Raw genomic sequence first — 14598 nt, forward strand, 5'->3', positions numbered from 1 at the left:
GCGCGGTGGTTTTACCCCCCCCCCGGGGCCGTCCCGCTGGTCGCGCGGTGGGGTGGATCCCCCCCCCCAGCGACTCGCGTGCTCTGCTGTTCAATTCGGCGGCGACGGTGTCCAGCTGCTCACGGGTCTGGACGGACAGATCCGTGCAGTCCTCGCGGCCTTCGGACGTGGCCGGCGGGTCTCAACGCGAGCCTCGGCGGCGTGCGGGCGGTACTGGCCGTTGGTGGGGTGGCGCCCCGTCCGTGGGGGACGGGGCGCTCGGTGAGGCGGTTATGCGGTCATGCCGGCGTGCTACGGGTTGACCGGCAGCACGGGCGTGTAGAGCGTGGGCACGTTCCACTGCTGCGCCGGGGTGCCGTTGCAGTCGAACAGCTGGAACGGGGTGCCCCAGTTGCGGTTGGCCCACGGCACGTCGAGGCAGCGGCCCGACTGCGGGTTGTAGACCGAGCCGTCGGCGCGGGGCAGCCACTGCTGACCGCCCTCGCCCAGGCACTGCCAGAAGATCACGGCACTGCCCGACGTGGTCTGGTTGCCGCTGACGGCGACGCACTGGCCCTGCTGGGTGAGGGTGCCGTTGGCGTTGACGCTGAGCTTCTGGGCGTCGGTGCCGTTGCAGCCATACAGTTGGGGGCGCATGCCGTTGCCGCTGTTGTTGCCCGGGGCGTCCACGCAGATGTCCGGGGAGGCGGCGAAGCGGATCGGGCTGCCGGCCGTGGTGGCCTGCGGGGTGTAGCCCTGGTGGACGGCGAGGTTGCTGACCCGGCCGGCCAGCCAGTTGTTGGGCTGGCTCTGGTACTTGTAGCGGCCCATGACCAGCTTGCCGCTCGGCGCCGGGCTGGTGCTCGCCGTGTGGTAACCGCTGGAGCCCAGACGCCCGTTGACGTACAGGCTCATGGCTCCGGTGGTGGCGTTGTACGTCGCCGTCAGCTGCGTCCAGACGCCGGCTTTGAACGCGTTGGCGGTGTTGACCGTGGCGTTGAAGTCGTACGGCCAGCCGTCGTCGTCACCGCGGGCGATGGCGAAGCGCCAGTTGCCCGAGTCCGCCCACAGCATGAACGCGCTGCCGTGGCCCGTGTCCTGGCTGACGATCACACCGTCGGGCTTGTCCAGCTTTGCCCAGGTGCTGATCGTGAAGCTCTGCCGGGTGTCGACGACCTTGTCCGGTGCGGTGACGGTCGACTTCAGGGTGTCGCTGAAGACGGCGACGTCGACCGAACGGCCGTCGACGGTGTCCTTGGCATAGCTGATGTTCGCCGCGGTGCCGTCGTTGCCGGCGGGAACCGCCTTGGTGTCGCCCTCCAGGCGCCACTGCGCTGTCGGCGCCTGGGTGTCGCCGCGTACGTGGTGACCGTCGAAGCCGGTCACGGCGCCGGAGGTCGTGGTGGCCGCCCAGGCGTGCAGCGTGCCGGCGCTGTCCAGGGCCCAGAAGTCCGGCACCCCGTCGTCGGTGACGTCACCCTCGGAGCCGACGCGCGGGAAGCCGGAGCCGGTGATACCCCAGCCGATGCGGGTCGTGGGCTGCGCCGTGACCCCGGTGAACACGGTGTACGTGACCCCCAGGAGGTCGTCGGTGCGGGTGGCGGTGGCGAGCTTGTACTGGAAGATGTCGCCGCTGGTGCGGTTGCGCACCCACAGGGCCGGGGCGGTGTCTGCCGTGGTGGCGGTGGACAGGTCCAGGGTGTTGCCCGGGACCATCAGGTCCTTGTTGTCCCAGTCACCGCTGCCGGACACGAGGGCCGGCGGGGCGAGCGTCTGGTTGGACTTGACCGGGTAGAACCACAGGTTGCCGGACTCGACGGTGAGCAGACCGGTCGCGTTGGACACCTTGCGGCTCGGCGTGCGCGTGGTGCGGGCCGGGCCGGTCGGGGTGATCTGGCTGGAGTACTGCCAGCCCGTGCCGTTGTGGTAGCCGGCGCAGGAGCTCGCGTACGCCGGGTCGCAGTCCGGCTTGTCGACGGTGTGCTTGGTGCCGAGGGTGAACCGGCCCGGGTCGGACAACGTGTTGTCGTAGGCGAACAGGTCGGACCCACCGAGAGCGCCGACCGTGGCGGGCTCGCGGTGGACGAACAGGTCGTCGACGTTGCGGCCCGGGTCGAGCGAGCCGCGGTGCGCGATCCGGTAGTCCTTCCAGGTGCGGCCGCTGGGCACCTCGGGCGCCTGGAGGGCGGTCGCGGCGGTGCCGCTGGGCAGCATGCTGGCGCTGCTGCCGTCGGTGGCCCGGCCGTGGGTGACCAGGTTGCCGTTGTTGTCCGGGATCAGGATGTCGGGCCGGGCGTCACCGGTGGTGTCGCCGAAGGACACCGGGCCGTCCTTCCACGGCACATAGAAGGCGTACGACAGGGTCTGGGAGGCGTTGCCGGCCTCGTCGAGCGCCCGCGCGTACACGATGTTGGTGCCCCAGTGGGTGGGCTTGACGCTGATGCTGCTCGCGGAGAGCGGGCTGCCGCAGGTCTGCTGGGCGCCGGCCAGCTGCGGGTCGAAGCCCCACTGGACGCAGGCCAGGCCCGAGGAGCGCAGTCCCGCGCCGGGGCTCGGGTCGGACGCCGAGATCGGGATGGAGCCGGTGTCGCCGAGGCGCAGATTGCTGATCTGGCCGTTGCCGGCCGGCGGGTACTGGGTGTTGGGGTCGGTGAACTGACCGAAGGCCATGACCGGCGGGGTCATGTCGACGGCGAAGTGGCAGGTGGTGCTGGACGGGCCGCGCAGCAGGCCGTCGTCGCCGTGGGTGGCCCAGGCGTAGTTGTGGCCGTTCTGCAGGGTGCCGATCGGCACGGAGTACGAGGCTTCCGACCAGTTCGACACGAAGCCGGACCAGCCCTGGTGCGCGGTCGCGCCCGCGGTCTCGTCCCAGACGTCGACCCACTCGGTGAGCTGGCCCTGGTTGGGGCTGCTGACCCTGGAGATCAGGTCGGTGTGGGTGTCGGTGACCCAGCCGTACGAGGACGCGGGAACGCCGCCGCACGCCTGGGTGTCGCCGGCGACGACGCGGCGCGGGACCGGGTTGGCGCGCAGGTTGTCCGGGGTGTTGGGCGGGAAGTCGTACTCGGTGCTGAGCGTGGCGTTGTAGTTGAACCGCTTGAAGCCCATCTTGTCGCCGGAGCCCTCGTTGCCGCGCAGGACGAAGGCGAGCGGTTTGCTGGTGTCGCGGATCGCGTCCCGCATGGCGCCGGTGACGTTGAAGTCGACGGGGATGTCGTTGTAGCAGGCGGAGTTGGTGCCGTTGCCGGGCACCCACTTGCCGTCCAGCCACTCCCGGACCTCGTGGTTGTTCCAGGACACCGAGCCGTCGAACTCACGGGCCCGGTAGACGTTCACGGGGTACGTCGTGGAGCAGGACCAGTCCGAGGAGATGTACTGGTTGACGCGCAGGTTGGCGTAGTTGATGGTCGAGCCGTAGTACCCGTTGATGTCGAACTCGAACAGGGCGCGCTCGATGCCGTACGGGGACTCCCAGCCCTGGTAGCCCGAGCCGGGGTGGTCCCGGTCGTTGGAGCCGGAGCGGTCGAAGTTGCTGGTGCCGGGCCATGCCTGCATGACCCAGGCGTGGTGCTGCTTGCCGCGGGAGTCGCGCGACCAGTCCGGGTCGATGTAGACGGGGTAGCTGGTGTCCGCGCCGTCGAGCAGGTCCATGCTGGGGGCCAGGGCGATGGCGCCGCGGCCCTTGCCGGCCGCGCCGGTCGCCTTCGCCTGGGTGACAGGGATCTTGGCGACGGTGGCGCGGGCGCCGGGGCCTTCGGGGCTGCTCAGTCCGTCGATGGCGCCGTTGGCCTTGTCGGCGGGCGCGGAGGCGTCCATGTCGGCGTACCTGCCGCCGCGTGCGCCCGGCCGTCGGGCCTCCTTCGCGGACCACATGATCGGGGCGGGCGCGCGGAAGACGGTGTCGCGGCCGTCGCCGGCGGTGAGGTTGCCGTCCTTGTCCTTGGCGAGCGTGAGGCCCTTGGTTTCCGCGGGGAACACCAGGTTCCGTACCGCCGGGTTGGCAGCGGCGGCCGGGCTGCGCAGGATCACGACGGTGCCGTAGCCGCCCCACTTGGTGGCGGTGACCTTCAGGTCGGTGTCGGGCGCCACGTTCTCGAAGAGGGCGCCGTTGCCGCTGAGGACCGGCTTGGGCAGCGTGCCGGGGAACGGCGAGGAGACGGACAGCTGTTGGCCGTCCTCGGTGGTCATGGTGGCCAGCGGGCCGGTGCCGCCGCCGGAGAGCACGAGGTCGGAGTCGGCGGCCTTCGGGGCCACGGTGCCGTCCGCGCGGGTGACCAGGGTGTCGTCGAGGGTGACCCAGCCGCCGTCCTTGCCCTTCATGCGCTGGGCTTCGAGGCTGCGCTCGGTGCGCAGCTTGCCCTGGGGTGTGACGACGGTGGTGCTGAACTCGTCGGTGAGTTGTGGAACCTGGACGTCCTTGCCGGTCGTCTGGGCCTTCAGCTTCGCCTTCTCCGCGGCGGTGCGGGCCGCCGTCGGCTTCGGGCGCTCGGTGCTGCCCCGGGAGGGGGCGGGAGCGGCCGGGGAGGCCGACGGATCAGACTGGGGCGACGGCGTGGCCTGTGCCGAGTAGGGCGCGGCGGCCAGCAGCGCGGCTGACATCGCCAGGACGGCCGCGGCCGATATCGGCCGCCGGAGTGCGGGTCTTGGTGCAGTGGACATGCTTGTTGGCTCCCCCATGCATGTGCGTGGTGCCGGCGCGTGGCGCGCAGAGATCGGGGGCACTTTGGCAGGGGCATGGTCGGCGATCAAGATCCGCCACGCGGGCCGTGTCCATCTTGTGCGCAGCCTTCACGAATTGCGCACGCCGTGATCTAGAACACGTCCGAATTTCAACTCCTCATGGGATACGGGCGGTTGTGGCGACTGCTACCTTCCCGTCCGATTGTGCCGTCGATCAGTCGGATCGAACGGCCCTCACTACTTCCAGCGTTCAACTTTCGAATTTCAAAGGGGGATGAGCGATGCCGCGCTTTGGCATGCGCCGAACCGGGCGACTTTCACGGACACGGGCGACCGTCCCGCTGATCGTGGCCCTGACGGCGTCCCTTCTGGCAGTGCCGGCGGCCCAGGCCGCTCCGGCGAAGCCGGACTTCGACAGAATCTGGCAGCCTCCGAAGACACCGCTGCCGCACACCGCCTCGATATCCGGGATCCGGGCCAAGAAGCGCGACCCGGTGGCCCCGCCCCACGCCGTGCCGAAGCGGGCCACGGCGGCCCCGGCCGCGCCGGCCGTCACCGCGCTGAGCGGCACCGCGCTGCCCACGACGGCCCCCGCCCGCGCCGGCCGGCTCCCCGTGTGGGTGGGCCCTGCCACGAAGGGCCCCAAGGCCCCACTGCCCGCGGTGACCGTCGTACGCAACGACAGCAAGGCGGCCCGCGCCGCCGGCGTGCACGGCCTGCTGTTCTCGGTCGCCGCGGTCGACGCCGCGACCAGCCGGGACGCGCATGGCACGGTTCCGGTCAAGGTCGGCCTCGACCTGGCCGAGCTCCAGCGCGCCACCGGCGGTCAGTTCGCCGCGCGCGGCCGCCTGGTGGCGCTCCCCGCGTGTGCCGCGACCACCCCCGAGGTGGCGTCCTGCCGGGTCCGCACCCCGCTGGCCGCCCGCTACGACAAGGCCACCGGGCGGCTGACGGCCGACCTCGCCGTGCCGGCCGTGGCGCCCGCGCCCGCCCGGGTCACCGGCGACGCGGACCGGTCGCCGCTGCTCACGTCGGCGAGCGGCGCGAGCGCCCCGAGCAGCGCCCCGATGCTGCTCGCCGCGGAAACCGGCTCCTCGGGTGGTGGCGGCGACTACAAGGCCTCCGGCCTGAACCCGTCCTCGGCCTGGGCCGCGGGCGGCTCCTCGGGCGCGCTGACCTACAGTTACCCGTTCCAGCTGCCGCCGGCCCTCGGCGGCCAGGCGCCGTCCCTCGCGCTGGGCTACGACTCCTCCTCCGTGGACGGTCGCACCTCCGCCACCAACGCCCAGGCGTCCTGGATCGGCGACGGCTGGGACCTCAACCCCGGTTTCATCGAGCGCACCTACAAGCCCTGCGACAAGGCGGGCATCACCGGCTCCGGTGACCTGTGCTGGGCCGGTTTCAACGCGAGCCTCTCGCTCGGCGGCCACTCCGGGCCGCTCGTCCGGGTCGCCACCGGCGCGGCCGGCACGGACGCGGCGACCGGTGTGTGGCGGCTGAAGAACGACGACGGCACGAAGATCGAGTTCGGCTCCGGCGCCGCCAACGGCGTCCAGGACGGCGCCTACGCGAAGGTCACCGACCCGGCCGGCACCGTCTACTACTTCGGCGTCAACCACCTGCCCGGAGGCGACAAGAGCGATCCGGCGACAAACTCCGTCTCCGGCGTGCCGGTGTACTCCCCCAAATCCGGCGCCCCGTGCTACGACGCGGCCAAGGGCAACGCCTCCTGGTGCACGATGTGGCAGCGCCTCCAGCTGGACTACGTCGTCGACGCCCACGGCAACCTGACGACGTACACGTGGGCTCCCGAGACCAACTACTACTCGCGCGGCGGCGGCCAGAACCCGGGCGCCGGCACGCTCACCGCGTACACCCGCGCCAACACCCTGGCCTCGGTCGCGTACGGCCAGCGCCTGTCCGATCAGGTCGCGGCCAAGGGCGGCCTCCAGCCCGCCGTCCGGGTGACGCTCGGCACCGCCGAGCGCTGCGTCGAAACGGCCGTCTGCGACCCCTCGCAGCGCACCGAGGCGAACAAGAACAACTGGCCCGACGTCCCGGTCGACCAGGAGTGCAAGAGCTCCGGCACCTGCACCGTCCTCGCGCCGACCTTCTTCACCACCCGCCGGCTGGCCTCCGTCCTGACCCAGGTCCGGGTGAACAACGCCTGGCAGGACGTGGACTCCTACGTCCTCAAGCACTCCTTCCCCGACCCGAAGGACGCCACCAGCCAGAAGGCCCTGTGGCTCGACTCGGTCCAGCGCACCGGCAAGACCGGCAGCCCGGAGATCGCGCTGCCCGCGGTGACCTTCGTCCCCGTGATGCTCGCGAACCGGGTCGACGGCACCGACCTCGTCCCCGCGCCGCCGCTGATGGACCGGCCGCGCATCCAGCAGATCAAGAACGAGACCGGCGGTGTCCTCAACGTGGACTACAACCTGCCGGCCTGCTCGCGCCTCAATCATGTGATGCCGCCCGCCGAGGACGACAACACCATGGCCTGCTATCCGGTCCGCTGGACCCCGCCCGGCTCGGTCGTCGGCTCGGATCCCGTCCTCGACTGGTTCAACCACTTCACCGTCGCCTCGCTCACCGAGAACGACACCACGACCGATGCCCCGCAGAAGATCACCGGCTACGCCTACGGTCCGGCCGGCTGGCACCGGGACGACAGCGAGTTCACCGAGGCCAAGTCCCGTACCTGGGGCGAGTTCCGCGGCTTCGCCACCGTGACCGCCACCACCGGCAGCGGCAACGACGGCCCCAAGTCGCAGGTGCGCACCACCTACCGGCAGGGCATGAACGGTGACGTCCGCAAGGACGGCGCCACCCGCAGCGTCCAGCTCACCGACGCCCTCGGCCGGTCCGTCACCGACCACGACTGGCTCAGTGGCCAGACGCTTCAGAACGAGACGTACGACCAGGCGGGCGGCAGCGTCGTCAGCCGCAGCGTCACCGGCGCCTCGGGCGAGGTGACGACCGCGACCCACGTGCGCGGCTCCGGCCTGCCGGACCTCGTCGCCCGGTACAACGCCACCACGACCACCGTCACGGCCGAGGGCAAGAAGGCCGACGGCAACTGGCGGTCCACGGTCACCACCACGACCACCGACCCCGCGCACAACAACCGCGCCGTGACCACCCTGGAGCAGGCCGAGGGCCTGCCGGACCTGTGTTCGCGCCTCGGCTACGCCGCCGGGCCCGACCCGCAGGTCACCGGCCTGGTGTCGGAGAAGCTCGTCGTCTCCGGCACGGACGCCTGCACCGTTGGCGCGACCGCTGCCAACACTGTCGCCCGGACCCGTACCTCCTACGACAACCTGCCGAACGGACAGGCCGCCGCCACCGGCGACGCGACGAAGCAGGAGATCCTGGACCGGTACGAGACGGACGGCACGCCCTTCTTCGTGCCGACGGCGATCACCGCGTACGACGCCTACGGCCGGACCGTCTCGGTCAAGGACCCGAACAGCAAGGACACTCAGCACCCGGTCGGGGCCGTCACCACGACGACCTACACTCCCGCGGCGACCGGTGAGCTGCCGTCCACGCTGACGGTCGCCGCCCCGGTGCCCGGCGCGACGAGCACCTGGGACAGCGTCACCACGATGGACGTCCGGCGCAACCTGCCGCTGACCGTCAAGGACCAGAACCTCAAGACGACCACGGAGACGTACGACGCGCTCGGCCGCCTCACCGGCGTCTGGCTGCCCGGCCGCACCCCCGCGGCCAACCCGAACGCCAACATGACGTTCGCGTACGGGGTCTCCAACCAGAGCGGCGTCCCGTCGACGACCACCACCAACAAGCTGATGAAGGACGGCGAGACGCCGGTCTACGTCAAGAGCGTCGACATCCTCGACGGCTTCGCCCGGACCCGGCAGACGCAGACGTCACCGGCCAACCCCGCCTACACCGGCCGGCTGGTCTCCGACACGCTGCTCGACTCGCAGGGCCGCACGCGAACGGCCAACGCGCCCTGGTACAACGACGTCTCGGGCCCGACCGGCACGCTGCTGCCCTCGGCCGAGAGCACCATCCCGTCGCAGACCCGCACCACCTACGACGGCCAGGGCCACGCGGTGGTCACCGCCTCCTGGTCGCTGGGCGTGGAGCAGTCCCGTACCACCACCGACTACAAGGGCGTCGACCGGACCGACGTCGTGCCCCCCAAGGGCTCCGCTCCGACCACGACCGTCGCCGACGGCCGCGGCCACACCTCGGAGCTGTGGCAGTACACCACCCCCACCGCGACGGGTCTGTCGGCCGACGCCACCATCACGCGCTACACCTACACGGTGGACGGCAACCCGCTCACCCGTAAGGACCCGGTGGGCAACACCTGGTCGTACGGCTACGACCAGCGCGGCCGCCAGATCACCGCGACCGACCCTGACACCGGCACGACCACGCAGACGTGGGACACCGCTGGACGGCTCGGCAGCACCACCAACGGCAAGAGCCAGACGGTCACCTTCACCTACGACCTGATCGGCCGGAAGGCCGGCATGTTCGACGGCACCGCCACGACCACCGACAAGCAGCTCGCGGCATGGACCTTCGACACCGCGACGGCCGGCAAGGGCAAGCCCGCCTCGTCGACGCGGTACATCGGCGGCACCGGCGGCCAGGCGTACACCACCAGGATCAAGGGGTACGACGACGGCTACCGCGCCACGGGATCGACGATCACGATTCCCGGCACGGACGCCGGACTGACCTCGGGCACGTTCTCGTACACCACCAGCACGGTGTACGACAAGATCACCGGCAGCCCCAAGGAGGCGGTGCTCCCGGCGCTCGGCGGCGTCCCGATGGACGACATCGTGTACTCGTACAACGACTACGGCCAGATGTTCAAGTACGCGGGCGCCACGACGTACGACACGCAGACGGAGTACGACGCCTTCGGACGTCCGATCCGCTCAACCGTCAACCCGTGGGCCACGCAGGTCGTCTCCACCACCGATTACGACCAGGCCACCGGCCGGGTCAAGCAGCAGTTCATCGACAAGCAGACGTCCACCACGGGCGCCGTCCAGCAGACCGGCTACACCTACAACGACTCCGGCCAGATCACCTCGATCACCGGCATCGCCGACAACACCCCGTCCCAGACCGACCGCCAGTGCTTCACCTACGACGCGCTCGGCCGGCTCACCACCGCCTGGACCGACACCGGCGGCCTGACCGCTCCGAAGACCGGACAGACCCAGGACCAGGGCGGCTGCGCCACCGCCACGCCGACCCCCGCCACCATCGGCGGCCCGGCACCGTACTGGCAGGACTACGGCTACGACCTGACCGGCAACCGCACCAGGCAGGTCAGCCACGACCCGGCCGGTGACACCACCAAGGACGTCACGACCACTCAGACGTTCAACGCCCCCGGCACCGTCAACACCAAGACCACCGTGCCCACCACGGGCGGCGGCACCGGCGGTCCGCACGCCCTGCTCACGTCGACGGCCAAGACCGCGACGACCACCAACAACGACAACTTCCAGTACGACGCGGTCGGCAACACCACGTCCTTCCGCGCCGGCAAGGCCGGCACCAGCAGCCTGAACTGGAACAGCGAGGGCAAGCTCGCCTCGCTCGCCACCGCCACCCAGATCAAGGGCATCGGCGGCAAGTGCATGGACATGCAGGGCGGCAGCACCAGCAACGGCAACCCGGTCCAGATCTACACCTGCGACACCGGCGCGGGCCAGCGGTTCGCCACCGCCGGCGACCGGCTCTCCACCGGCAACAAGTGCCTGCAGGCCATGGGAACCGTGGCCGGCTCGCCGGTCCAGATCCAGCCCTGTGACGGCACCGCCGCCCAGACCTGGACGGCACGCCCTGACACCACCTTCTACAACCCCACCTCCGGCCGCTGCCTCGCCGTCCCCGGCGACGTCACCACCGACGGCACGGACCTCGTCCTCGGCGACTGCGCCACCACGGTGCCCGCCGGACAGAAGTGGACGGTCCCCGACACCACCACGACCTACGTCTACGACGCGGACGGCAACCAGCTGGTCCGCCGCACCCCGGGCAAGACGACGATCAGCCTCGGCACCGACGAGCTGACCGTGGACACCGCCTCCGCCAACAAGACGCAGACCGGCACCCGCTACTACCCGATCCCCGGCGGCATGACCATCGTCCGTACGGGCGCGGGCACCGCCACCGGAGCGTTCGTCGTCCAGATCGCCGACCACCACGGCACCGACGGCCTCAGCATCGACCTGTCGACGCTGACCGCCACCCGGCGCGCCACGGACCCCTTCGGCAACGCGCGCGGCACCCAGCCGTCGGCGTGGGCCGGCGACAAGGGCTTCGTCGGCGGCACCAAGGACACCACGACGGGCCTGACCAACCTCGGCGCCCGCCAATACCTGCCCATCGCGGGCCGATTCGTCAGCACCGACCCGCTGTTCGACAGCGCCGACCCGCAAAGCTGGAACGGCTACGCGTACGCGGACAACAACCCCGTCACCAACTCCGACCCGGACGGCCGGCAGTGCGTCCACGGCGCGCCGGGCGGCGGCCCCGACGGCAAGTGCGCGGGCGCGCCGGGTGACACCGACGGTGTCATTGGTGACTACTCCAACAACTGCGTGTGGGACTACTGTGCCGCGGACGCCCAGGAGCTGGAGGAGTACGCCGACAAGGCGGGCTACTGGAACCGCTCCCGGGGCGAGCGCAGCCCCGGCAACGAGCACATGTCGCAGGCCAAGAAGGACTGGAACGCGGCCCGCAAGGCGGAGCGCGTGGCCCGGGAGCGGGCCGCGGCGCGACTGCTGGGTGCGCAGCGCTGGCAGACGGCGGAGGCGTACATGTACGCCGAGATCATGCGGAACCTGAAGTCCGGCGCCTTCAAGTCGATGTACAACGGCCTGCACGAGGACGGCGGCAATCCGCTGGGCGGCAGCACCGGATGGATCATCGCCACGGGCATCTGGGTGGACAAGGTCCGTGCGGGCGCCGACTGGGACCACAAGCCGAAGCTCAAGTCGATGATGCACCTGCGCACGGAGCCCGACTTCTACTTCAAGGTCCCCGGCACCGACGACGAGGACTACTACGACGTCTGGTCGAACGTGCACTACGGCTTCGTGGGCGCGGCGGCGGGCTTTGACCAGAAGTATCTGGAGGACGGCGCCACCGCGGCGTTCCCCGGCGCCAAGATCCTGGTCGGCGACACCGACACCGGTGACCGCGTCAGCGTCCGCCAGGGCATCGAGATGTTCAAGAAGTACGGCACCAGCATGACCCAGGAGCAGTTCCACCAGGGCGTGCTGGACACCGTCGCCGCGATGAAGCAGGCGGGCGCCGGACAAGTCCGGTCCGCCACCGGCTGATCCGGCACCTTCCCAGCACGACCCGGGCGGCGGGTGCCCCCACTTCGGTGAGGGCACCCGCCGCCCGGCGTTTCGCCCGGCCGCCGTCAGACGCGGTCAGACCCGGTCGGCCGCGATCAGCACGTACTGGAACGAGCCGTCCCTGTACGACTCGATGAACGCCTCCTCGACACCGGTGACCAGGGAGGACGTGGCCCGCAGCTCCCAGTGACGCCGGTGAGTGGGCCGACGCCCGCGGAACTCGGGGCCGATGTGCTTCGCCCGGCCTGGATCACCGGCCGTCGCCGGCGCTGTGACGGCGACGGCCTCGCGGCGATGTGAATCGGCGACGTCCGGAACCGTCACCTCGGGCATGCCCCGTTCTACGCTTGCGACCATTGCATGCGGCGCCTCGAATCGCCCACGCGCGACCACGTCGGGCCGGCCCGCGAGGGGGCAGACCAGCTTCTGCCCCCGGCCCCACTGACGTGGGCCTACAACCGGGGCGCGGGCGGGCCCGTGTCCGGAACGACGGCTCGCCGACCGCCTCCAGGGCCTCCTGGACCGTCTTGATCTGAGCCGACCTCGATCCAGTCGCCCCGCAGAAGGGCCCGCCCAGCTGAGGCTGTGCGGGCCCTTCCGGCTACTCTCCACTTTGCGGAAGCTCACCATCTCGCGGGGCGTCTCCCGTCTCCCAGGTGGGAGATGATCATGGCTCGCGGAGGCAGGCAAGCGCTAAAAGTGCTAGACAGCGCTAGGTTCACCTGTCTGGTCAGCCGGCGGACTCGCCCGCGTGCGGGCTGAGGACGCCTGCGCCGACCAGGACGAACAGCAGGATGCCCAGGATGATCCGGTAGATCACGAACGGCATGAACGACTTCGTGGTGATGAACTTCATGAACCAGGCGATGACCGCGTATCCGACGCCGAAGGCGATGAACGTCGCGAAGATCGTCGGCCCCCACGACACATGCCCCCCGCCCGCGTCCTTCAGCTCGAAGACACCCGAGGCGAGCACCGCCGGGATCGCGAGCAGGAACGAGTAGCGGGCGGCGGCCTCGCGGGTGTAGCCCATCAGCAGACCGCCGCTGATCGTGGCGCCCGAGCGGGAGACGCCGGGGATCAGGGCCATCGCCTGGCAGAAGCCGAAGATCAGGCCGTCCTTGACGCCGAGTTCCTTGAGGGACTTGCGCTCCCTGATCGCCCGGTGCTTGCCACCTATCTCGTCGCGGGCGGCGAGGCGGTCGGCGATGCCGAGGACGATGCCCATCACGATCAGGGTGGTGGCGATGAGTCGCAGGTCGCGGAACGGGCCCTCGACCTGGTCCTTGAGGGTCACGCCGAGGACGCCGATCGGGATGGAGCCGACGATGACGAGCCAGCCCATCTGCGCGTCGTGGTCGCCGCGCATCGACCGGTTGGTCAGCGAGCGGAACCAGGCCGAGACGATCCGGACGATGTCCTTCCGGAAGTAGATGAGGACTGCGGCCTCCGTGCCGATCTGGGTGATGGCCGTGAACGCCGCCCCCGGGTCTTGCCAGCCGGCGAACGCTGCGGTGAGCCGCAGATGCGCGCTGGAGGAGATCGGCAGGAACTCGGTCAGTCCCTGAACGAGGCCCAGGACGAACGATTCGAACCAGCTCATGGGGCTTTGGCCATCCCGGAAGTGATCGTGCATCGGTCGACGGCCTCCAGGGCCGTCGACAGCGTGCGGATTGCGGTCATATGAGGGACGGGCCACGTCGGGCCCGTGATCGTCTGTGGTGCGCGGGCAGCGTATCGCCCTTCGGTGAACAGGGGTACGACTGCCCCCGCACCCACCGCGAACCCCCGGTGATGTCAGGGGGGCACCGGGCCGCAGTCCGGCTCACAGGCTCAGTCCGCGGCGAGGCGGTGCCGCTTGCGCCAGGCGACGACGGCCGCACCGACGCCCGTCAGCACGATGAAGCCCATCGCCGCCAGGAACGCGGGCGATGTCGGGGACGAGGCCTCACTGCCCGCGACGACGTAGGCGGCGGTGTTCGGGATCGAGCCGAGCCCGGTGGCCACCAGGAACGGCGAATACCCCATCCGTGAGACCGCGGCGCAGTAGTTGGCGGCGGCGAACGGAACCCCCGGGAAGAGCCGCAGCGCCAGCATCGAACGGAAGCCGTGCCGGCTCAGCTGCCCGTCCGCAGCCGTCAGCCAGCGCCCGCGCACCAGCGTACGGAGCGCGTCTTGCCCCAGCACCCTGCCCAGCCCGAACGAGATGCCCGCGCCGAGCACCGTGCCCGCCAGGGCGGCCGCCAGACCGGCCGGCGACCCGAACAGCGCACCCGCGGCGAGATTGAGCAGCGGCCGCGGCACGAATGCCACAGTGGACAGGCCGTACGCGAGGCCGAACAGCAGGACCGCTGCGCTGCCACCCTTCAGCTGCGACGGCCAGCCATGGGCCAGGAGGCGCTGCGGATCGAGGAGCAGCGTGGTCGCCGCGGCGGCCAGCAGCATGGCCACGAGCAGCGAGAACCGGGACCAGGGCGAGAGCAGCGCCCTCGTGCAGCGCACGGCGAGGCCGGTGGCGGGCCGGGCGGCGGGGACGGGGTCGAGCATTCGGGGAGACTAACCGACATGT

General features: G+C 70.7%; 4 protein-coding genes and 1 pseudogene. 1 reads left to right on the plus strand and 4 read right to left on the minus strand.

The genetic code is table 11. The features are described 5' to 3' along the window. Positions 1-291 precede the first annotated feature (291 nt). Positions 292-4638, minus strand: a complete 4347-nt coding sequence (locus AB0915_RS17140; RefSeq protein ID WP_366691859.1) for a ricin-type beta-trefoil lectin domain protein — start codon at positions 4636-4638, stop codon at positions 292-294. A 302-nt stretch (positions 4639-4940) separates the two neighbouring features. On the opposite strand from AB0915_RS17140, the gene AB0915_RS17145 reads away from it, so the two are divergent. Continuing rightward, positions 4941-12008: a ricin-type beta-trefoil lectin domain protein gene (locus AB0915_RS17145; RefSeq protein WP_366691860.1), complete on the plus strand. Its 7068-nt coding sequence runs from the start codon at positions 4941-4943 to the stop codon at positions 12006-12008. Positions 12009-12104: 96 nt separating this feature from the next. Here AB0915_RS17145 and AB0915_RS17150 read toward each other — a convergent pair. The 3 genes and pseudogenes from AB0915_RS17150 to AB0915_RS17160 all read right to left on the minus strand — a co-directional run. After that, positions 12105-12218, minus strand: a pseudogene (locus AB0915_RS17150) (SAM-dependent methyltransferase); the annotation flags it as partial. A 541-nt stretch (positions 12219-12759) separates the two neighbouring features. Further along, positions 12760-13632, minus strand: coding sequence for an undecaprenyl-diphosphate phosphatase (locus tag AB0915_RS17155; RefSeq protein WP_366691861.1), 873 nt, complete (start codon positions 13630-13632; stop codon positions 12760-12762). A gap of 230 nt (positions 13633-13862) precedes the next feature. Further along, positions 13863-14576 (minus strand): TVP38/TMEM64 family protein, encoded by a 714-nt coding sequence (locus AB0915_RS17160; RefSeq protein ID WP_366691862.1) that lies wholly within the window; start codon positions 14574-14576, stop codon positions 13863-13865. Positions 14577-14598: the final 22 nt, after the last annotated feature.

Origin of the sequence: Streptomyces sp. NPDC048411 (assembly GCF_040704695.1) — a bacterium.
Classification (GTDB): domain Bacteria; phylum Actinomycetota; class Actinomycetes; order Streptomycetales; family Streptomycetaceae; genus Streptomyces.

Excerpts from the sequence above, each read along its gene's own strand:
- AB0915_RS17140 (WP_366691859.1), bottom strand. The coding sequence starts at position 4,638 with ATGTCCACTGCACCAAGACCCGCACTCCGGCGGCCGATATCGGCCGCG.
- AB0915_RS17145 (WP_366691860.1), top strand. The coding sequence starts at position 4,941 with ATGCCGCGCTTTGGCATGCGCCGAACCGGGCGACTTTCACGGACACGG.
- AB0915_RS17155 (WP_366691861.1), bottom strand. The coding sequence starts at position 13,632 with ATGAGCTGGTTCGAATCGTTCGTCCTGGGCCTCGTTCAGGGACTGACC.
- AB0915_RS17160 (WP_366691862.1), bottom strand. The coding sequence starts at position 14,576 with ATGCTCGACCCCGTCCCCGCCGCCCGGCCCGCCACCGGCCTCGCCGTG.